The 20,526-nt window shown below is 62.5% G+C and carries 17 protein-coding genes; 13 read left to right on the forward strand and 4 right to left on the reverse strand.

Features of this window, described 5'->3' with window-relative positions; genetic code table 11:
- Positions 1-75: 75 nt before the first annotated feature.
- The 6 genes from H9529_RS08860 to H9529_RS08885 all read left to right on the forward strand — a co-directional run bounded on the left by H9529_RS08860 (position 76) and on the right by H9529_RS08885 (position 8,094).
- Positions 76-1,743: an ABC transporter ATP-binding protein gene (locus H9529_RS08860; RefSeq protein WP_092891777.1), complete on the forward strand. Its 1,668-nt coding sequence runs from the start codon at positions 76-78 to the stop codon at positions 1,741-1,743.
- A 200-nt stretch (positions 1,744-1,943) separates the two neighbouring features.
- Entirely contained in the window at positions 1,944-3,608 is a 1,665-nt protein-coding gene (locus tag H9529_RS08865; protein WP_092891779.1) for a peptide ABC transporter substrate-binding protein, read from the forward strand.
- Positions 3,609-3,699: 91 nt separating this feature from the next.
- The gene (locus H9529_RS08870; protein WP_092891781.1) at positions 3,700-4,638 is read left to right on the forward strand and encodes an ABC transporter permease; all 939 of its coding nucleotides are present in this window, start codon (positions 3,700-3,702) and stop codon (positions 4,636-4,638) included.
- Positions 4,639-4,669: 31 nt separating this feature from the next.
- Positions 4,670-5,551: an ABC transporter permease gene (locus H9529_RS08875; RefSeq protein WP_092891783.1), complete on the forward strand. Its 882-nt coding sequence runs from the start codon at positions 4,670-4,672 to the stop codon at positions 5,549-5,551.
- A 10-nt stretch (positions 5,552-5,561) separates the two neighbouring features.
- Entirely contained in the window at positions 5,562-6,875 is a 1,314-nt protein-coding gene (locus H9529_RS08880) for an NAD(P)/FAD-dependent oxidoreductase (RefSeq protein WP_218132173.1), read from the forward strand.
- Between the two features lie 271 nt (positions 6,876-7,146).
- The gene (locus H9529_RS08885) at positions 7,147-8,094 is read left to right on the forward strand and encodes a GNAT family N-acetyltransferase (protein ID WP_092891788.1); all 948 of its coding nucleotides are present in this window, start codon (positions 7,147-7,149) and stop codon (positions 8,092-8,094) included.
- 92 nt (positions 8,095-8,186) lie between these two features.
- On the opposite strand, the gene H9529_RS08890 is transcribed toward H9529_RS08885, so the two are convergent.
- On the reverse strand, positions 8,187-9,476 hold the full coding sequence (locus H9529_RS08890; RefSeq protein ID WP_092891790.1) for an NAD(P)/FAD-dependent oxidoreductase: 1,290 nt from the start codon (positions 9,474-9,476) through the stop codon (positions 8,187-8,189).
- Between the two features lie 3 nt (positions 9,477-9,479).
- Positions 9,480-10,145 carry a haloacid dehalogenase type II gene (locus tag H9529_RS08895; RefSeq protein WP_092891834.1) on the reverse strand — a complete coding sequence of 222 codons (666 nt, stop codon included), beginning with the start codon at positions 10,143-10,145 and terminating at the stop codon, positions 9,480-9,482.
- Between the two features lie 203 nt (positions 10,146-10,348).
- On the opposite strand from H9529_RS08895, the gene argE reads away from it, so the two are divergent.
- The 4 genes from argE to H9529_RS08915 all read left to right on the forward strand — a co-directional run bounded on the left by argE (position 10,349) and on the right by H9529_RS08915 (position 14,729).
- A complete protein-coding gene (gene argE / locus H9529_RS08900) occupies positions 10,349-11,473 on the forward strand; it encodes an acetylornithine deacetylase (protein WP_092891792.1) in 1,125 nt (374 codons plus the stop codon).
- Between the two features lie 122 nt (positions 11,474-11,595).
- Positions 11,596-12,417 carry a GNAT family N-acetyltransferase gene (locus H9529_RS08905; RefSeq protein WP_092891836.1) on the forward strand — a complete coding sequence of 274 codons (822 nt, stop codon included), beginning with the start codon at positions 11,596-11,598 and terminating at the stop codon, positions 12,415-12,417.
- Positions 12,418-12,432: 15 nt separating this feature from the next.
- Positions 12,433-13,821, forward strand: a complete 1,389-nt coding sequence (locus tag H9529_RS08910; RefSeq protein ID WP_092891794.1) for an aminotransferase class III-fold pyridoxal phosphate-dependent enzyme — start codon at positions 12,433-12,435, stop codon at positions 13,819-13,821.
- Positions 13,821-14,729: a 2-hydroxyacid dehydrogenase gene (locus H9529_RS08915; protein ID WP_092891796.1), complete on the forward strand. Its 909-nt coding sequence runs from the start codon at positions 13,821-13,823 to the stop codon at positions 14,727-14,729. Before H9529_RS08910 ends, H9529_RS08915 begins: the two co-directional genes overlap by 1 nt.
- A gap of 12 nt (positions 14,730-14,741) precedes the next feature.
- On the opposite strand, the gene H9529_RS08920 is transcribed toward H9529_RS08915, so the two are convergent.
- Entirely contained in the window at positions 14,742-15,236 is a 495-nt protein-coding gene (locus tag H9529_RS08920; protein WP_092891798.1) for an Lrp/AsnC family transcriptional regulator, read from the reverse strand.
- Positions 15,237-15,411: 175 nt separating this feature from the next.
- On the opposite strand from H9529_RS08920, the gene H9529_RS08925 reads away from it, so the two are divergent.
- From H9529_RS08925 to H9529_RS08935, 3 genes are all read left to right on the forward strand, one after another.
- Positions 15,412-16,737 (forward strand): NAD(P)/FAD-dependent oxidoreductase, encoded by a 1,326-nt coding sequence (locus H9529_RS08925; RefSeq protein WP_092891800.1) that lies wholly within the window; start codon positions 15,412-15,414, stop codon positions 16,735-16,737.
- 121 nt (positions 16,738-16,858) lie between these two features.
- Entirely contained in the window at positions 16,859-17,911 is a 1,053-nt protein-coding gene (locus tag H9529_RS08930) for a tartrate dehydrogenase (RefSeq protein ID WP_092891802.1), read from the forward strand.
- Positions 17,908-19,344 carry an NAD-dependent succinate-semialdehyde dehydrogenase gene (locus H9529_RS08935; protein WP_092891804.1) on the forward strand — a complete coding sequence of 479 codons (1,437 nt, stop codon included), beginning with the start codon at positions 17,908-17,910 and terminating at the stop codon, positions 19,342-19,344. Before H9529_RS08930 ends, H9529_RS08935 begins: the two co-directional genes overlap by 4 nt.
- A gap of 240 nt (positions 19,345-19,584) precedes the next feature.
- Here the strand turns inward: H9529_RS08935 and H9529_RS08940 are convergent, their stop codons facing one another.
- Complete coding sequence (locus tag H9529_RS08940; RefSeq protein ID WP_092891806.1) at positions 19,585-20,490, reverse strand: LysR family transcriptional regulator; 906 nt, start codon at positions 20,488-20,490, stop codon at positions 19,585-19,587.
- Between the last annotated feature and the right edge of the window lie 36 nt (positions 20,491-20,526).

Consider the following 20,526-nt stretch of genomic DNA (forward strand, 5'->3'; position numbering starts at 1 on the left):
CCGGAGTCGCACCTCAATGACCGAGATGACACGCCCCCTGCCCCGCCTTATCGCCATTATGTCGGGACCGAACCCATGACAGCAGGGACAACACCCCCCGCCGCACCTGAAATCGTCCTGTCGGTGCGCGGGCTGACGATTGAGCTGCCGACGGGTATGGAGCGTCGCCACGCGGTCGAGGATGTGTCCTTTGACCTGCATCGCGGCCAGATCCTGTGTGTGGTGGGCGAATCCGGTTCGGGCAAATCCGTCACGGCCAGCACCATGCTGGGCTTGCTGCCAAAGGCGATGAAAACCAGCGCCGGGTCAATCAAGCTGGAAGAACGCGAGATTGTAGGCATGGGGGCCGAGGCCCTGCGCAGCCTGCGCGGGCGCGTGGTGTCGATGATCTTCCAGGACCCGCTGTCGGCGCTGAACCCGTTAATGACCGTCGGCGCGCAGATTGACGAAGTGATGGCCTCGCACGGGGTCGGCACGCGGGTATCGCGCAAGGAACGCGCGATGGAACTGCTGATTGAGGTGGGTTTGCCAGAACCCGAACTGATGTATCACCAGTATCCGTTCCGCCTGTCGGGCGGGCAGCGGCAGCGCGTGATGATCGCCATGGCGCTGGCGCTGGAACCCGCGATCCTGATCGCCGATGAGCCCACAACAGCACTGGACGTGACGACACAGGCGCAGATCCTGAAGCTGATCCGCGATATTCAGCGCCGCAAGGGCATGAGCGTGATGTTCATCACGCATGATTTTGGCGTTGTTGCCGAAATCGCCGACAGCGTGGTTGTGATGGAAAAGGGCCATGTCGTCGAACAGTGCAGCGCCGCGCAGGTGCTGAAAGCGCCGACCCATCCCTATACACAGCGGCTGATTGCGGCGGTCCCGCATCTGCGCAGCGGAAACCGTGTGCAGGATGGCACCGCAACGACCGAGCCCGTGCTGCAGGTCAAAAATCTGGTCAAGACCTATGCCAGCGGCAGCGTGTTCTTTGGCACGCGTCGCGTGGTGCCTGCAGTGCAGGATGTGTCGTTCAACGTGGCGCGCGGCAGCACGCTGGGCGTGGTGGGCGAAAGCGGTTCGGGCAAGTCATCGCTGGGCCGTCTGCTCATCAAACTGATGGCCGCAGATTCGGGTCAGATCCTGTTTGAAGGTCAGGATATGGCCGCCCTGTCGGAATCGGAATTCCGCGCGATCCGCCCAAAGATCCAGATGATCTTTCAGGACCCTTTCGCGTCGCTCAATCCGCGGATGACGGTCGGCACAATCCTGACGGTCGGTCCCATCGCACACGGGATGCCTGCCGGGCAGGCCCGCGAAGAGGCGCGCGCGATGCTGACGCTCGTGGGCCTTGATCCCGGCGCGTTCGGGCGCTACCCGCACGAGTTTTCCGGCGGCCAGCGGCAGCGCATCGGCATTGCCCGCGCGCTGATGTTCAAGCCCAAGCTGCTGGTCGCGGACGAAGCAGTTTCAGCGCTGGACGTGTCTATTCAGGCGCAAATCCTTGAACTGCTGGACCGGATTCAGCGCGAAACCGGCGTGTCGATGATCTTCATCACCCATGACCTGCGCGTTGCCAGTCAGATCTGCGACGACATCGTGGTGATGCATAAGGGCAAGATCGTCGAACAGGGTCCGCCTTCACAGATTTTTACTAATGCCCGCTCTGCCTACACGCGTGAGCTGGTGGCCGCCATTCCAGGGGAAAGCGCGCGTGCGCCTGAACCGGAACCGGCCGAGGTTGTGTGAAAACTCAGATTTAACGAATTTAGCGAGAATTTTTTTCTAGGTATGCGGCAGTGCGCGCCTCCCGTCAGAACAAAATCCCTTCTCTTGGCGCTCGGAAGAGCGCCGTTCCGCAGCAAGCCATGATCAAACGAGTTTTCACACAGCCTCGGCCCAATCCTGACCAAAAAAAATAAATATCATTCAACAAGGGAGACTACCAGATGACCAATAACCCAAAGACCGGATCGGGCCTTTCACGTCGTAATGCCCTTGGCATTATGGGCGCAAGTGCCGCAGCGCTGCTTGCTCCCAATCTGCTGGGCAAGCCTGCCTTCGCCCAAACGCCCCCCGACGCGCCTTCGGGCCGGATTATCGTGGGCGTTTCGCAAGAACCCACTGTCTTCAACCCGCTGATGCCAAAGATCGAAGTGGATGATAACGTCCATTTCTCGGTGTTCGACGCGCTGTTCCGCATCACGGAAGAAGGGGTCATCGTGCCCAATCTGGCAACCGAAGTCCCCACGCAGGAAAACGGCGGCATTTCAGAAGACGGCCTGCAATGGCGTATCCGCCTGCGCGACGATGTGCGCTGGCATGATGGCGAGCTGTTCACGGCAGAAGATGTGAAGTTCACCCTTGAACTGATCGTCAATCCTGACTTCCGCGCATGGCGCACCACGGGCCACAACCTTGTGCGCGATATTGAAGTTGTTTCGCCCACCGAAATCACCTGGCGGATGGAAGAACCGTTTGCGCCCTATATGTCCTTCCTGACGGAAACCTTCATCGTACCCGCCCATATTCTGGGCGCAGATGACAACCCCAACGAAGCCGCCTTCAACCGCGCGCCCATCGGCACCGGTGCTTTCCGCTGGGGTCAGCGCACGGCAGGTGACAACCTGACGCTGGTTGCCAACCCCGACTATTTTGGGGAGGGGCCGTATATCGAAGAACTGATCTTCCGCTACATCCCCGACATGACGGTCCTGTTCACCCAATTCCAGAGCGGTGCTATTGATCTGGTCGGTCGTGCCTATATCACCCAGGATAATTATGAGGCGGCCCGCAACCTGCCCGACCGCGTCGTGGATCTGGTTCCCGCCACGTCGATCGAGTCGATTTATCTGAATCTGGAACGCCCACAATTCAAGGAACGCGCCGTGCGCGAAGCGCTGTATCTGGCGCTGGACCGCGACTCGATCGTTGATGTGCTGTACTATGGCCTGCCCAATCAGACCGAAACTTTCATGCCGCGTCAGTCGTATTACTACCACGACGGCCTGCCCACGCATGAGTTCAATCTGGAAAAGGCGCGCCAGATTCTGGACGAAGCAGGCTGGGCACCCGGTTCTGACGGTATCCGCGCAAAAGACGGTGTGCGGCTGTCGTTCAACAACTCCACCACCACTGGCGCCCATCTGCGCGAACAGGCGCAGCAGTTTGTCCAGCAGACCTTCCGGGATATCGGTGTGGAAATGAACATCGAAAACCTGCCTGCCGCCGTGATGTGGGGTGATTTCTGGGGGATGTCGCAATTCGATTCTGCGATGGTCGGCGTCACCTACCTGATCGCCGCCGATCCGGACGTCACCAACCGGTTTCACAGTGTCGCGATTACCGCACAGGGCGGCCGGGGCTCAAACACCGGACAGTATTCCAACCCCGAGGTAGACGCCTTGCTAGAAGAGGGTGCGCGTACCTTCGACCGTGAGCAGCGGCGCGAGATCTATCTGCGTGTGCAAGAAATCATCCGCGATGATCTGCCGTATCTGCCCCTGTTTGCCTACACTCAGGTCATGGGGCGCAAGGCGGGGATCGAAGGCTTTGTTCCCAACACTAACACCCGCAGCGAAACCTGGCATGCCGCAGGCTGGTACTGGGCCTGATCAGACCACCGTCGCCCGCGCATGATCTGCGCGGGCGACACTTACCTACCCCACCTGACAGCCCCGCAAGGAGGGAAACACGGTCGCATTCCTGTTCGGACGCCTTTTGCAGAGCCTCGTATTGCTGGTGATTGTTTCAATCATCGGTTTTGTCGTTCTCAACCTGATCCCCGGCGGGCCTTTGGCGCAATACGCGCTTGATCCCGGCATGACCCAGGATGACAGGATACGCATCGCGGCGCAGCTGGGTCTTGATCGGCCGCTTTGGGTGCAATACCTCGACTGGGCCTCGGGCATGTTGCAGGGCGACTGGGGCACCTCGTTCCGCGATGGCAACCCGGTGCTGACCGTTATCGGGCGTCATGTTTACGCGACATTGCTGCTGATGGGGTCGGCCACCGTCATCGCGGTATCCATCGGCACATGGATCGGCATACGGGGCGCAACGCACCGCTATTCCAGCTTTGACTATGTCGCCACGGTCGGTGCCATGATCGCGCTGTCGATCCCGACCTTCTGGTTTGGTCTGATCGGCATCTATGTCTTTTCCCTGCGGCTGGGATGGTTTCCGGCAGGCAATATGTACACAATCGGCGATGCGTCGGTGATGAACTATCTGCACCACCTGATCATGCCCTCTGTCGTGCTGGCGCTGGTGCATATCGCGATCTGGAGCCGGTTCATGCGCGCCGCCACGCTGGACGCGATCAGTCAGGAATTTGTAAAGACCGCCCGCGCCAAGGGTGTGCCCGAACGGCGCGTCATCATGAAACATGTCGTGGGCAATGCTCTGTTGCCGATGATCACGCTGGCGGGGGTGCAACTGCCGTCGCTGTTGACCGGCGCATTGGTGACCGAAACGGTTTTCACCTGGCCGGGGATGGGGCGGCTGTTCCTCGATAGCCTGGGCTACAGCGATTATCCGGTGGTCATGGGGCTGTTGATGTTCTCGGCCATCCTGACCATTGCCGCCAACTTCGTCGCCGATGTCGTCGTTGCATTGGTCGATCCGCGCATTCGTCTGGCCTGATGGCAGGCACCGGGCAAAAAGAGGCATCCTCATGAACACGATTACCGCAACCCGACCAACTCAGGCCCGCTGGTTTCAGAACCGGGTTCTGCGCCGTTTTCTAAGCAACAAACTGGCCATGTTCGGGCTGGCAATGATCACACTGTTAACGTTGACCTGCGTGATCGGACCCTACCTGCTGCCGTATGACTCGCTATTCGTCGATTTGCGGGCGCGGTTTTCACCGCCTTTGACTGGCTATCATTATCTAGGCACCGATCCGCTGGGCCGCGATATTGCGGCACGGTTGTTCATGGCGGGGCGTATCTCACTGCTGGTGGGGCTGTTTGCCATGCTGCTGGCCACATTGCTGGGCACGTTGGTCGGTGTTATCGCGGGCTATAGTGGTGGCTGGGTCAATGCGCTGCTGATGCGAACGGTGGATGGCTTTTTGTCCTTTCCCACGATCTTTCTGCTGCTGGCGCTGGCGGTCGCGCTGAAACCCAGTCCGATCATGATCACGATCATCATTGCACTGACCGGCTGGATGGAAGTCGCCCGCATTGTCGAGGCCGAGGTGCGATCCCTGAAAGAACGGGAATTCGTGCTGGCGGGCCGGATGCTGGGGCTAGGGCAGGCGCATATCATGTTTCGCGAGATTTTGCCCAATGCCATGGGGCCGATCATTGTCGCCGCAACCCTGACCGTGGCGCGCGCCATTCTGCTGGAGGCGTATATCAGCTTTTTGGGCTACGGCATCCAGCCGCCCCTGCCAAGCTGGGGCAATATGCTGAACGGGGCGCAGCAATATCTGGCCACCGCGCCATGGCTTGCAATTATTCCCGGCGCGGCTATCACCATTGCCGTAACCAGCTTCAACTTCATCGGCGACGGGCTGCGCGATGCGCTCGACGTGCGGAACGACAACCTCTGAGGGCATTCCCATGACCATTCAACCGCGTCCGGCCGATAAAGCCACACCCTATTGGTGGGAGGCGGCGCCCGTCGGTGGGGTACCCGGACAACCGCTTGCCCCTCGTGTCGATGTGGCGATTGTAGGTGCCGGCTATGCCGGGCTTTCGGCGGCGCTGACATTGGTGCGGGCGGGACGCTCGGTCGCGGTCTTCGATGCGATGAACCCCGGAGAGGGGGCATCCTCGCGCAATGGCGGCATTACCTCAGGCAGCATCCGGCCCGGCCTTGCCGCTCTGACGCGCAAGTTCGGTGAAAAAACGGCGTTCGAGATCGAATCCGAAGGCAAGCGCGCGCGCGAATTCCTCTATGACTTCTTGAAAACCGAAGAGATCTCATGCGACTTCCAGCTGACCGGCGCGTTCCGCGCCGCGCTTGGCTATCAGCAATATGATGAAATGGCCCGTGCTGCTGAAGGTCTGGCCAAACGGCTGGGTATCGACGCCTATGCGGTGCCCCATGCCGAACAGCGCGGCTATATCGGTACGGATTTCTATCGCGGCGGCGTGGTGCGCATGGATATCGGCGGGCTGCACCCGGCCAAGTTCCACGCCGAATTGTTGCGCGTGGCGCTGGCCGCAGGGGTGATGGTGCATTGTCACACGCCCGTCACCGCCATCACCCGCGACGCTGCGGGGTTTGATGTCACGTCAAGCGCTGGCAAAACCACGGCGCAACAGGTGCTGGTCTGCACCAATGGCTATACCGACGCGGCCGCCCCATATCTGCGACGCCGTCTGGTGCCGGTGCGCAGCCGCATCATCGTGACCGAGGAACTTTCGCCCGACCTGATGGCGAAACTGATGCCCCGTCGCATGATGATGGGCGAAAACCGCCAATTGGGCTTTTACTATCGCCCCACGCCGGACGGCAAACGCATTTTGCTGGGCGGACGCGACAGCAGTTGGGTCGGCGATCCCGCCGCCCCGACGCTGCGCCTGCGCGCGGGACTGGCCGAGCTGTTCCCCGAGCTGTCCGATGTCCGTCTGGCCCACAGCTGGTTTGGCAATGTAGCGATGAACCGAGATATGCTGCCACGTCTGTTTGAACGCGATGGCGTGGTATACGCCAGCGGCTTCTGCGGCTCGGGCGTGGTCTGGGCCACCTGGGTCGGCAGCCGTGCGGCCCATCGTCTGTTGGGCGACACGGTAGAAGGCCGCACCGCATTCGACTTCCGCCCCCCCGCAGCTGTGCCTTTTTACAATGGCACCCCGTGGTTCATGCCCGCGTTCATCAAGTTCTATGGCTTGCAAGACCGCTTTGCCCTGTGGCGGGCGCAGCGCTGAAGAGGGGCGCAGGGCCTGATGTGGGGCGAACGCGGCGGGGCGACTGGCCCCAAAGCAAGCGAGGCGGCTTCCGGCCACCCGCGGCCTCGTCGTCCGGGTGTTGAGAATGTGCCCCGCCGGGCCATATCCTGGAATGCACCTGCAAAAGGCTTTACTGTTAATCCCATAGTGTATTCAGGTGAACATGCTGCATCAGTCGGGTTAATATCTCAGCGGATTGGAACAGGTAAGCCCGGAACCGGACCGTCCCGGAGAAACAGGAGAGTGGCAAATGAGCAATCATGCCGGAGATCAGACAGGGGACCTGACGCAAGACCATAACCCGGCAACAGCGACGCCCGGGGAACCGCAAGAGAAACTGCGGATCAATGCGTTTGAGGCACAAACCGTGCCGATCACCCCGCAGGGCCGCGCGCTGCTGCATGAACTGACCGTCAGCGTATTCTGGCCGCACCGCGAAAACGATCTGGAGTTCCTGATCGCCCAGGGACAGGGATATATCGCAGTGGATGAGATTGGCCGCGCCGTCGGTTCTGCCATGCGTTTCCCGATGGGCAAGGATTTTGCCACGTTGGGGATGATGGTGACACCGCCGCGGTTACAGGCGCAGGGCGGCGGGCGTTGGTTGCTGCAACGTATCATGCGCGATTGCGATGGGCGCGACCTGCGGCTGAACGCCACGCGGTCCGGCTACCGGCTGTATCTCAGCGTCGGTTTCATCCATGTCGGGACGATCTATCAGCATCAGGGCATTGTCGGCACCGTGCCTCAGCCTGACGCTATGCCCGGCGTTGAACTGATGCCGGTCACCCTTGATGATGCCCCGGCAATCGCGCAGATGGACGCAGAGGCGTTCGGGGCAGATCGTGGCCCGCTGCTTGGCGCGTTGATAGGCGTTTCAGCCGGGATGATCGCCATGCGCAACGGGCGGCCCTGCGGCTACGCCCTGCGTCGGCCTTTCGGCAAAGGGTATGTGCTTGGGCCGTTGGTTGCGGAGTCCGAAGAAATGGCAGTGCACATTGCCGCGCCATTAATCGCCCAATGCCAGGGAAAGTTTCTGCGCGTTGACACTCCGTCTCAGGGGCAGGCGCTGACCGGGTTTCTTAGCGCGGCGGGCATGGCGCGGTTCGATACCGTCACCGAAATGCGGATCGGGCCGCATCGCCGCGCCAGCGAAGGTATGGTGACTTTCGGGCTGGCCGCGCATTCGCTGGGCTGATGCCCGCGCCAAACGACACGCCGCGCGCAGGGCCGGGATTGCGCACGGCTCCGCCCTGCGGGATCGGCCGCCGACTTTGGGCTTGCGGCGGTTTAAGACAGCCAGTCCTTCATCTTGAACCACATCCCCGCCAGCGGCAGAAACCACGGCTTGCCGTTCAGCGCGGGCACTGCGGGCCAGTCCAGCCCGTCCAGCGGGTTGGTATCCCTGCGCCCCATCGCCAGATCGGCCAGCACCTGGCCCAGAAGGGTGGAAAACTGCGCCCCATGGCCGGAATACCCCATACCATAAATCATACCGTCCGCTGTGCCCGCGCGGGGAAAGCGGTCACGCGTCATGCCGACCAACCCGCCCCAGCAATAATCAACCTGAACCTCTGCCAGATGCGGGAAAATCCCCGCCATTGCGGCGCGCAGTATCTGGCCCGACTGTGCGTCCGAGCGTTGATCCGACACGGCGGAAAACCGCGCCCGACCGCCAAAGATCAGCCGGTTATCCGGTGAAAGCCGGAAATAATTCCCGATGTTGAGCGAATTCACGCAGGTCCGGTTGCCGGGCATGGTCGCTGCAACCTCGGCATCGCTCAATGGCCGCGTGGCGATCAGGAACGACGCCATGGGGATGATCCGCTGCCGGAAATACCCCAGCGGCGCCTGTGGCACCTGCGCCGAATAGGCCCCGGTCGCGGCAATCACGGTATCCGCTTGCAACTGTCCGCGCGGGGTGTCGATGGTCCAGCCGTCGCGTGTACTGGTGCGGCCCGTGACGGGCGCGTTTTCCCAGATCACCGCGCCATGGCGATGGGCGGCATCGGCAAGCCCGGTCAGGTATTTGCCCATATGCATCATGGCGGATTTTTCAAACAGCGCCGCGCCGTGAAACGCCTCTGACCCGATCTCAGGTGCCAGATCGGCGCGGTCGATCCAGCGCGTGGCGGCGTCAACCTCTCGCGCGATCAGTTCCTGATTGGCCCTGAGGCCCGCGACATGCGACGGTTTTGACGCCAGCTTCAGCTTGCCCGCACGGCGAAAATCGCAGGCGATCTGTTCCTCGGCAATCAAGTCCTCAATCGTGTCGATGGAGCGGTCGAACGCGCGGTACAGCGCGCGCGCCCGTTCCGCGCCCAGATGCGCCTTTGCATCGCCGTAGCCATGCGCAATGCCGTTGTTCAGATGCCCGCCATTGCGGCCTGACGCCCCTGCTCCGACATGCGCCGCCTCCAGCACGGCGACGCTGACCCCCTGCCGCGCCAGTTTGCGCGCGGCATTCAGACCGGTAAAGCCCGCACCGATCACCACCACATCAAACCGGCCATCCACCGGGCCGGACTGCCCGCCGCCAAAAGCAGGCGCGGTATCGTGCCAGTATGATAGGTATTTCATCGCTCAAAGGCCCAACACGGCGGGCAGGCCGGAAACATCCGCAACCTCGGTATAACCATAATACGGGTTCGCCGGTTCATGCCCACGGTTGACCCAGACCTTGTTGATGATGCCCAGATCATGCGCGGTCATCAGATCGTAGCGGAATGACGATGAGACATGCAGAAAGTCCTCTGGCCCGCAGCCCAGCGTATCAAACATATACTCAAACGCGCGCATATGCGGCTTATACGCGCCTGCGCTTTCGGCGGTCAGCACATGGGCAACCGGCGCGCCCAGCTTGGCGATATTATACGGTATCTGATCATTCATGGAATTGGTCAGCGCAACCAGCGGGAATTCCTTTGCCACTTTGGCAAGGCCGGCAGGCACATCGGGGTTCGGGCCCCATGTTGGCACGCGGTCATAGATTTCTGCGGCGATCTCAGGCTCAAAGGTCACACCGTTGCGTTTGCAGGTGCGCTCCAGCGCATTGTGGACGATCTCGGCGTAAGGTTTCCAGTCGTGCAGCACCTCATCCAGACGGTAGGCGGAAAAATCGCGGATGAATTTCTCCATCTGCTCGGGTGAAAGCTGCACGCTGTAATGGTCGCGCGCCGCACTCGCCATATCGAAATAGATCATGGTGCCATGGCAATCGAAGCTGACGAATTTGGGACGGAAGGTCATGGGGGTCTCCGGTTCATGATGATGCCCCATCATCGGCGGTTGCCTGCGACAGTGCTTGCTGCGTTCGGCGGATCAAGCGCAGGAAATTGCGATTGTGCGACGGGCAGCGGCACAGCCTGCCGGAAGGCGCCCAAACACGGTGACATCGATCAGCGCGTATCGGGCAGTTTTGAGCAGACGAAAACCACAGGGGACCGCACCATATGACACCACAAAACCTGACCCCTGAGGCGATGCTGGCAAAGTTGGTTGGTTTTGACAGCGTGGTCGGGCGACCGAATGCCCCGATTGTGGAGTTTATCCGCGACTGGCTGGCAGGCTGGGGCGTGCACGCGCATGTCCTGCCCGGCCCGGAAGGCGACAGGGCAAACCTGTTCGCCACCATCGGCCCGGCCGACCGGCCGGGATATGTTTTGTCAGGCCACTTGGACGTGGTGCCTGCCAATGAGCCGGGCTGGCAGGGCGATCCCTTCACGCTGCGCGAAGACGCGGGGCGGCTGATCGGACGCGGGGCCTGCGACATGAAGGGCTTTGTCGCCGCCGCACTTTCCATTGTGCCAGATCTTCTGGCGATGGACCTGCAGGCACCGATTCATCTGGCCCTGTCCTACGATGAAGAGGCAGGGTGTCGCGGCGTGCCGCACCTGCTGTCGGCGCTGCCGGGGCTGTGCGCGCCACCTGCGGGCGCGATCATCGGCGAACCCTCTGGCCTGACGCCGGTGCTGGCCCATAAGGGCAAATCCGCCATCCGCCTTGTTGCCACCGGTAAGCCCGGTCATTCGTCGCGCCCCGATCTGGGGGCGAATGCAATCCACGCGCTGGTCCCCGCGCTGACAGCGGCGGCAGCGCAGGCAAAAGCGTTGCAATCAGGCGCGCAGGACGCGCGGTTTTTGCCGTCATGGTCCAGCCTACAAATCGGCACGGTTTCAGGCGGTCAGGCGTTGAACATTATCCCCGAAGCCGCCACCGCCCAGATTGAGGCGCGCGCGATTGCCGGTGTCGACCCCTTCGACTTGCTGGCCCCCGTGATCGCCGCCGCGAAAGCAGCCGGTGTCGAAACCCGTATTCTGGCAAGCTATCCTGCGCTGGCGCTTGATCCCGGTCATCCGCTAGCGGACCTGATGGCACAGCTTGCCGGGGAAACCCCTCTTGGCGCGGTCAGCTATGGGACCGAGGCGGGGCTGTTTCAGGCCGCCGGGATCGCCGCGATCATCTGCGGACCGGGCGACATCGACCGCGCGCACAAGCCCGAGGAATATCTGACCCGCAATGAGTTGCACGCCACCTGCGCGCTGATGCAGCGGCTGGGGGAAAGCCTGCGCGCATGACAACATTTTCTGCGGCCCGCCCCGGCAGGTGCGGGCGCAAGCTGCCGCTGAAATGCGCGATCAAGCGAAAGATGCTGCATCGCGCAGGTTAGATTTCGGAAAATACTAAAGAGATGCCCGCGATGACCCAACCTGACCTGACCACCCTAGAGTTTACGCCCTTTACCGCGCAGCATCTGACCGGCGCGCTGGCGCTGTCGCGCGCGCTGAACTGGCCGCATCGGCTGGAAGACTGGGCGCTGTCGTTTTCGGTGTCGCAGGGCGTTGTCGCCATGGCAGGCGGGCGCGTTGTCGGGACGGCGCTATGTTCCATGCACGGGCCGGTGGCGACACTGAACATGATCATTGTGGATGAGGCCATGCGCGGGCGCGGGCTGGGCCGACAACTGATGCAGCGCATCATTGCCTTGGCCGAAACGCGCGAAATGCGCCTTGTCGCCACGGATGACGGAAAGCCGCTGTATCGCAAGCTGGGCTTTGAAGACTGCGGGCAGATCGTGCAGCTTCAGGGCGTGGCAAATGCGGCCACACCAGAACGCCCGGTGCAGGCCGGTCCGGTCGATCTTGAGCTGTTGGCACAGATGGACACCGCCGCCAGCGGGCTGGAACGCGTGGCGCTTCTGACCCGCATCGCCGCCAGCGGCGTTACCCTGCGCACCGACGGCGGTTTCGCCTTGCTGCGCGAATTTGGTCGCGGTCATGTTCTGGGGCCCGTCGTCGCGCAGGATGCTGGGGCGGGGCGGGCGCTGATCGCCGCCGGGGCCACCCAGATGGCGGGTCAGTTCCTCAGGATCGACGTGACCGCAGCGCATGGCCTTGCCCCCTTTGTCGAAACGCTGGGCCTCAGCCCGGTGGGGGGCGGTACTGCCATGGTGCATTCCCCGCGGGCGCGCGCTGCGTCTGACTATCACACCTACGCCCTTGTCTCGCAGGCTTTGGGCTGATCATCGGAGTATTCCATGTTGACCCACCCCCCCCTGGCCAATTCACTGGTCGAACTGGACCGGCGGCACCTTGTCCATCCGGTATCATCCTTCCGGGGCCATGAGGCGCGCGGCGTCCGCATCCTAACATCCGCCAACGGCGCAACTGTCACCGATGCCGAAGGCCGCCAACTGATCGACGGTTTTGCGGGCCTGTGGTGCGTGAACGCGGGCTATGGCCATGAAAGCGTGATCGAAGCCGCAACCCGCCAGATGCGCGAATTGCCTTATGCTACGGGCTATTTCGACCTTGGTGCCGAAGCGCCGATCCGGCTGGCCGCCGCACTGGCCGAACGTGCGCCGGGCGACCTGAACCATGTCTATTTCACGCTTGGCGGGTCGGATGCCGTCGACAGCACGATCCGCTTTATCCGGTATTACTGGCATGCGCTGGGTCAGCCGGGCCGCGATCAGTTCATCTCGGTCGCATCGGGATATCACGGATCAACCAGCATGGGGGCGGGGCTGACGGCGCTGCCGCTGTTCCATGACGGGTTCGGCGTGCCGCATAGCTGGCAGCACAAAATCGCCTCGCATGATCTGTACCGCAACCCGCTGGCGTCAGAACCACAGGCGGTGATCGCAGCATCGGTGGCAGAGCTGCGCGCCAAAATCGCCGAAATCGGTGCCGAACGGGTCGCGGCGTTTTACGTCGAACCCATTCAGGGCTCGGGCGGCGTATTGGTGCCGCCGCCCGGTTGGATCAAGGCCATGCACGCAGTCTGCCGCGAATTCGGCATCCTGTTCGTCGCGGATGAGGTTATCACCGGCTTTGGCCGCACCGGCCCGCTGTTTGCCTGCGAGGATGAGGACATCGTGCCGGACCTGATGACTGTGGCAAAGGGCCTGACCTCAGGCTATCTGCCGATGGGCGCGGTGCTGATGTCGGACCATGTGTACGAGGTTATTGCCGACGGTGCCGGGGCAAAGGCCGTCGGGCATGGCTTCACCTATTCCGCGCATCCGGTCTCAGCCGCTGTCGCGCTTGAGGTGCTGTCGCTGTACGAGGGCGGAATTTTCGACAATGGCCGCGCGATGGGCGAACGCTTGCAGGCCGGGCTGCGCAGCCTGTCGGATCATCCGCTGGTCGGTGATGTGCGGGGCCGGGGCATGCTGGCTGCCGTGGAACTGGTTACGGACAAGACCGCGAAAACGCCGCTGCCCGCCGCGCTGAATGCAGCGACCCGGCTGTTTGACCGCGCATGGGAACAGGGGTTGGTGGTGCGGTCGTTTGCGCAAGGCGTGTTGGGGTATGCGCCGCCGCTGTGCTGCACGGCGGATGAGATTGACGCGATTGTCGCGCGCACCCGCAAAGTACTGGACCTGACGCTGGAAGACCCTGAGATCCGCGCGGTGCTGCGCTGATGGCGATGTTGTTTCTGTCCACCCCCGCCAGGTTGCCGGTCTGGAAACCGATGTTCGATGACGCGGGCGAAACCCTGATCGCGGGCGAAGCCGCTGTGACCGACCCGGCGGAAGTGACCGCCATCGCCTGCTGGACACCGCCTGCGGATATGTCGCGCTATCCGAACCTGCGCGTGGTGCTGTCGGTCGGCGCGGGCGTGGACCATCTGCCCTCCATGCCGCCCGGCGTGGCACTGGCCCGCACATTGGCACCGGGGATCGAGGCGATGGTGCGCGACTGGGTGGTGATGGCCACGCTGATGCTACACCGCGATATGCCGCAATATCTGGAGCAGGGCCGCGCAGAGCTGTGGCAGTCGCATCCCGTGCCACTGGCGTCAGGGCGGCGCGTCGGCATCATGGGCATGGGACGCATCGGCACCTTGGTCGCGCACAGCCTCTCGGCCCTTGGGTTTCAGATGGCGGGATTGTCACGCGCAGCGCACCCGGCGGATGTCCAGACCTTCACCCCCGCGTCGATGGATGCGTTTCTTGCGCGCAGCGATCTGCTGATCTGCCTGCTGCCGCTGACGGCGGAAACACGCGGCATCCTTGGCGCGCGCACCTTCGCGGCGCTGCCGCGCGGCGCGGGGCTGATCCACGCCGGGCGCGGCCCGCATCTGGACCTGCAGGCGATGCGCGCGTCGCTGGACAATGGCCAGCTTGGCAGCGCGATGCTGGATGTGACCGACCCCGAACCCCTGCCGCGAGATCACTGGCTGTGGCGCGATCCGCGCGTGATCCTGACGCCCCATGTCGCCGCCCAGACCGACGCGACCGAGGGCGCGCGCCACGCGCTGGCCGTGATGCGTGCACTGCACAGCGGCGCGCCCCTGCCGGGATTGGTGGATCAAGCCAAAGGCTACTGAGCGGGCGCCCCCTCAGTCGCGGTCATCAAACAGCCGCGACAGGGGGATATGTTGCTTGGTGAAGGGCGATTTCAGCACCACAAAGCTGAAATACTTGTTGATGCCCAGGTCACGGTCGATCAGCCCTTCCATGATCGACTGATAGTCATCAATCCCGGCGGTGACAAACTTCGCCAGATAGTCGTAGCCGCCTGAAACAAGGTGACATTCCACGCAGCTTTCGATCTTTTCCAGCGCCTCCTGAAACCGTGCGAAATCAATCTGCCGGTGGTTCTTCAGCGTGAATTCGGTGAACACCGTCAGCGTCGGACCCAGCCGCGCAAGGTCGATCTGCGCGGAATATCCGGAAATATACCCCGCCTGCTGCAGCTTTTTCACCCGCATCAGACAGGGCGAAGGCGACAGATTAACCTCATCGGCCAGTTCGACATTTGTGATGCGGCCATTGCGTTGCAGGACGGCGAGTATCTTGATGTCGATACGGTCAAGTTTATAGGCAGCCGTCATTGTCGTTCCTTGCACCGCTGCACGGCTTTGCAGGTTTCCGGCCCCAAGGGCCACGTTTTCACAGCACCCCATTTACCAGCGCGTTTCAACAGGAAATGCTGTTTTAGCCCCCGATTGCGGAACAACCCCCTGCATTCGCGCCTATAGGATCGGCGCAACGACAAAAGGTAAGCCCATGACAGCACCCCGACTTTCGATCGCTACGCCTGACACTCTGCCCCCGGACGCCGATTGCGTGGTGATCGGCGCGGGCATCGTCGGCGTCTCGGCGGCCTATTGGCTGGCGCGCGCCGGACAAAAGGTTGTGCTGCTGGAAAAGGGCGCAGTGGGGGCTGAACAATCCAGCCGCAACTGGGGCTGGTGCCGACAGCAAAACCGCGATGCCCGTGAATTGCCGCTGTCCACCCGCAGCCTGAAGCTGTGGGAAGAAATGGGCGCGGATATCGGCGACTCGTTGGGGTTTTCACGCTGCGGCCTGTTGTATTTGTCCAATGACGACGCCGAAATCGAAGGTTGGGCGAAATGGGGCCGTTTTGCGCGTGGTGTCGGGGTAGATACCCGCATGCTGACCGCGACCGAAGCTGCCGCGCACGGTGCCGCGACCGGGCAGCGCTGGAAAGGCGGCGTCTGGTCACCCACCGACGGCATTGCGGACCCGGCGCGCGCTGCGCCCCTGATCGCGCAGGCCGTGATGAAACATGGCGGCCATGTCGTGCAGAACTGCGCCGCCCGCGGGTTGGAACTGGCGGCGGGGAAAGTTGCGGGCGTTATCACCGAAAAAGGCGTGGTCCGCACGCCGTCCGTGGTGGTGGCAGGAGGTGCATGGGCGGCAAGCTTTCTGCATCAGGTCAACATCGCCTTTCCGCAGGCGGCGGTACGTAGTTCGATGCTTTCGCTCGGCCCCGGCGCTAAAGGCCTGCCCGATGCGTTGCATACAGCCCCGGTTTCCGTCACCCGGCGGGCGGACGGTGGTTATGGGCTGGCGGTTTCAGGCATGGCCAATGTGAACCCTACCCCCGGCGCCCTATTGGGAATGCGGCATTTCCTGCCGATGTTTGCGCGCCGCTGGCGCGTGTTGCGACCCGGCGGCCTACAGGCATGGTCTGCCGGTTTTGAGACGCGACACCGCTGGGCAATGGATCAGCCCACGCCGATGGAACAGGTCCGCATTCTGAACCCACGCCCGTCAGCCCGGCAGATCAACGTGACATTGACGCGCGCCCGCGCCCTGGTGCCCGCCCTACGCAATGTACCAATTACCGCCACATGGGCCGGATACATCGACAGCACACCCGACGGCGTGCCGGTGATCGACGCTGACATCGGCATTCCGGGCCTTGTGCTGGCGGCGGGGCTTTCCGGCCACGGCTTTGGCATTGGCCCCGGCGTGGGCCATCTGGTGGCTGACATGGTTCTGGGGCGCGACCCTATCACAGAAACCCGGCAATACCGGCTTTCCCGCTTCGCCCGCAGCCAATGGGGCAAGGTCAGCGAGTTTTAGAGCATATCGCGCAAATTAAAGACCGGCTTGGCGCATCAACGCTATGCGGAAACGATAGATCAGCGCCTAAGGCGTACAAGCGCATGCAGAGAAAGCACATTTGGCCAGAATGGAGAAGACGATGACAACATATAAATTGGCTTTAATCCCCGGCGACGGGATCGGGGGGGATGTGACCGACGCGGCCATGGCCGTGGTGCAGGCCGCCGCCCGCCGCCATGATTTCACCGTTCAGGCGACAACCTTTGACTGGTCCTGCGCCCACTATCTGCGCACGGGCGCGATGATGCCGGAAGATGGGATTGAGACCTTGCGCGGCTTTGACGCGATCTACCTTGGCGCGGTCGGCTGGCCACATACCGTACCAGATTCGGTGTCGCTGCACGGCCTGCTGCTGCCGATCCGCAAAGCGTTCAACCAATATGCCAATATCCGCCCGCACCGCCTGCTGCCCGGCGTTGAAAGCCCGCTGCGGTCAGACGGATTCGACATCCTGTGCATTCGTGAAAATACCGAAGGCGAATATTCCGGCGCGGGCGGGCGCGTGCATCAGGGCATGGTGAATGAGGTCGCCGTGGAAACCGCGATCTTCACCCGCGCGGGGGTCGAACGTATCTTGCGCTTTGCCTTTGAACAGGCGCAGGCGCGACGCGGGCATCTGACCTCGGTCACGAAATCGAATGCGCAGAAATATTCGATGGTTTTCTGGGACGAAGTCACGCGCGAAGTTGCCGCCGACTATCCCGATGTGACGGTCAGCCACATGCATATCGACGCGATGGCCGCGCGCATGGTGATGGCCCCCGAAAGCCTTGATGTGGTGGTCGCCTCAAACCTGTTCGGCGACATCCTGACCGATCTGGGGGCCGCGATTCAGGGCGGTCTTGGCTTTGCCGCTTCGGCCAATATCTGCCCCGATGGCACGGGCCCGTCCATGTTCGAACCAGTGCACGGGTCGGCGCCCGATATTGCGGGCCAGAACATCGCCAACCCGATTGCCGCGATCTGGTCCGCAGCCATGATGCTGCAGCATCTGGGCGAAGACCGCGCCGCCGATACAATCATCGCCGCAATCGAGGCCGCGACCGCGCAAGGCATCGGCACGGTGCCGGGCAGTCATTCCACCGACGCCATCACGGCGGCCATCCTTTCCGCATTGGAGGCGGACGCATGAACCTGCAAGACCCCGATCTGTTCCGCAACGCCGCCCTGATCAACGGGCACTGGCTGTCACGCCCGGAAATGGACGTGACCAACCCCGCCACCGGCACAGTGCTGGGCCAGTTGCCCGATTGCACCGCCTCAGAAACCCGCGACGCCATCGCCGCTGCCGACCGCGCCATGGTAGGCTGGCGCGCCCTTACCCATGCCGCGCGCGCCGATCTTTTGTTGCGCTGGTATGCGCTGATCTTGGACCACAGCGAAGACCTGGCGCAGATTCTAACCGCCGAACAGGGTAAGCCCCTGTCAGAGGCCCGGACCGAGGTGACATATGGCGCAAGTTTCGTGCGCTGGTTCGCCGAAGAGGCGCGGCGCATCAACGGCAAGATCATCCCCTCGCCTGTCGCGGGCAAAAAGATCTTTGCCATGAAAGAACCCGTCGGGGTTTGCGCGATCATTACGCCGTGGAATTTCCCCATCGCCATGATCGCCCGAAAGGTCGCGCCCGGTCTGGCGGCGGGCTGCACCATGGTCGTGAAGCCATCTGATTTCACGCCCTATTCGGCGCTGGCGCTGGCGGTTCTGGCCGAACGCGCCGGGATTCCGGCAGGTGTGATGAACATCCTGACCGGCAAGCCCGAGGCGATTGGCGCCGCCCTGACCGAAAGCCCCGTGGTGCGCAAACTGTCCTTCACCGGATCAACCCGCGTGGGGGCAATGCTGGCCGAACAATGCGCGCCGACATTGAAGCGCCTCAGCCTTGAACTGGGTGGCAATGCTCCGTTCGTGGTGTTTGACGATGCCGATCTGGATGCGGCGGTCGAAGGCGCGATGCAGTCAAAGTTCCGCAACGGCGGGCAAACATGCGTCTGTGCCAACCGGATCATCGTGCAATCAGGCATCCATGATGCGTTTGTGGCCGCGCTCAGCGCGCGGGTCGATGCGCTGCAGGTCGGCGCGGGCACCGGGGCGGATGTGAACATCGGCCCGATGATCAACACCGCCGCGATTGAAAAGATCAGCGCGCATGTCGCCGATGCGCTGGCGCAAGGCGCCACCCGTGTCACCCGCCCGCGCGATCTGCCCGCGCACTATGCCGATCCGGTGGTGCTGACCGGCGCAACAACCGCAATGCGGCTGGCCTCCGAGGAAACTTTTGGCCCCGTCGCGCCGATTTTTCGCTTTGACACCGAAGCTGAGGCACTGGCATTGGCAAACGGTACGCCCTTTGGCCTTGCAGCGTATTTCTACACCCGCGACATGGCGCGCGCTTTCCGCTTTGGCGAGGCGCTGGAATTCGGCATGGTCGGGCTGAATACCGGCACGCTCAGCAACGAGGTTGCGCCGTTTGGCGGGATCAAAGCGTCCGGCATGGGCCGCGAGGGGGCGCAAGAGGGGATTGATGAGTACCTTGAAACCAAGGCATTGCACTTCGGCGGGCTGTGACGCTGATCGTGGCGAACAGAAGCAAGCGTCTCGATCTGTAGGATATGCGGCTTTATACAAGCGCGGTGCCAACAGAACCTTGGTTGACGAAAAAGATCGCGAATATTGTGTCTGCTGCCATGACGTCTTCCCCCGCGAGGCGTCTGAACCGGCGCCAGACCGTGGTCCCGCTGACGCCACGCGCAGCGCGGACGGGTTGAACTGAACCGTGCGCTTGTCTAGCCTGAAAGCGCGCATCGGTCAGATGATTGGCGCCGCGCCGATCTCCGCCGTGAGCCGGTCAACGAACTTGTCTATTCGAAGCAAGCGCACGGCTCGCGGGTTCAGCAAGGCCAAGATGTCGGCGTCCGGGAGCGACCAGTCCGGCAGCACGCGCACTAATCTGCCGGCACTCAGATCGGCCGAAACGCTCCATTCAGAGCGTTCGACGATACCGTAGCCATCCAGCGCCCAGCCACGCAGAGCCTCGCCATCGTTGCAGCCAAAAACCGACTGCACGCGCAGGCTCGTTTCAACACCGTCCGGACCTGTCAGTGGCCAAAGGGTGGTGTCGGCCCGGTTCTCACGAACCACGCCGACTCTGTGGGCCGACACCTCTTCGGGGCGCTGTGGAAGGCCAAAGCGTCTGGCATAATCGGGCGACGCAACAAGGAAGCGGCGGTTCGAGGCAAGCTTGTGCTGCGTGATCCTCAGGTTCGGCAACCGCCCGACATGGATCAGGACATCCCAAAGTCCCTCATTCATCACGCCCACCGGATCTTCGCTGAGGCTTAGCGTCGGCCGCAGATCCGGGTTCTCGTTCCCAAAGTGTGCAAGAACCGGGGCCACGCGCAGACGCCCGAAGCCGAAGGGCGCAATGACATGAATCGGCCCTTCGATCCGACCCGCCCGAGCAGACATTTCCTCCGACAGTCTTTCGACATCGTCCAGAATGCTCTTCGCCCGGTCGACGAGATAACCTCCTTCTGCGGTAAGCCTAAGTTGCCCGCGACCGCGTTCGATGAGCCGCAGTCGCAGCCGGTCTTCCAGCGCCGCAAGTCGCTGCGAAACCGCAGGTGGGGTCACGTTCAGACTACGCGCAGCTGCCGCGAGGCTCGGTGCGGTGGAGAGAGCGATAAGAAAGCGGAGATCGGGCACGTCAAGCATTAAGGCTCAGCTTAATATCGAGTTTAGCAAAAGTGA

The sequence above is a fragment of the Roseicitreum antarcticum genome (assembly GCF_014681765.1).
Lineage (GTDB): Bacteria > Pseudomonadota > Alphaproteobacteria > Rhodobacterales > Rhodobacteraceae > Roseicitreum > Roseicitreum antarcticum.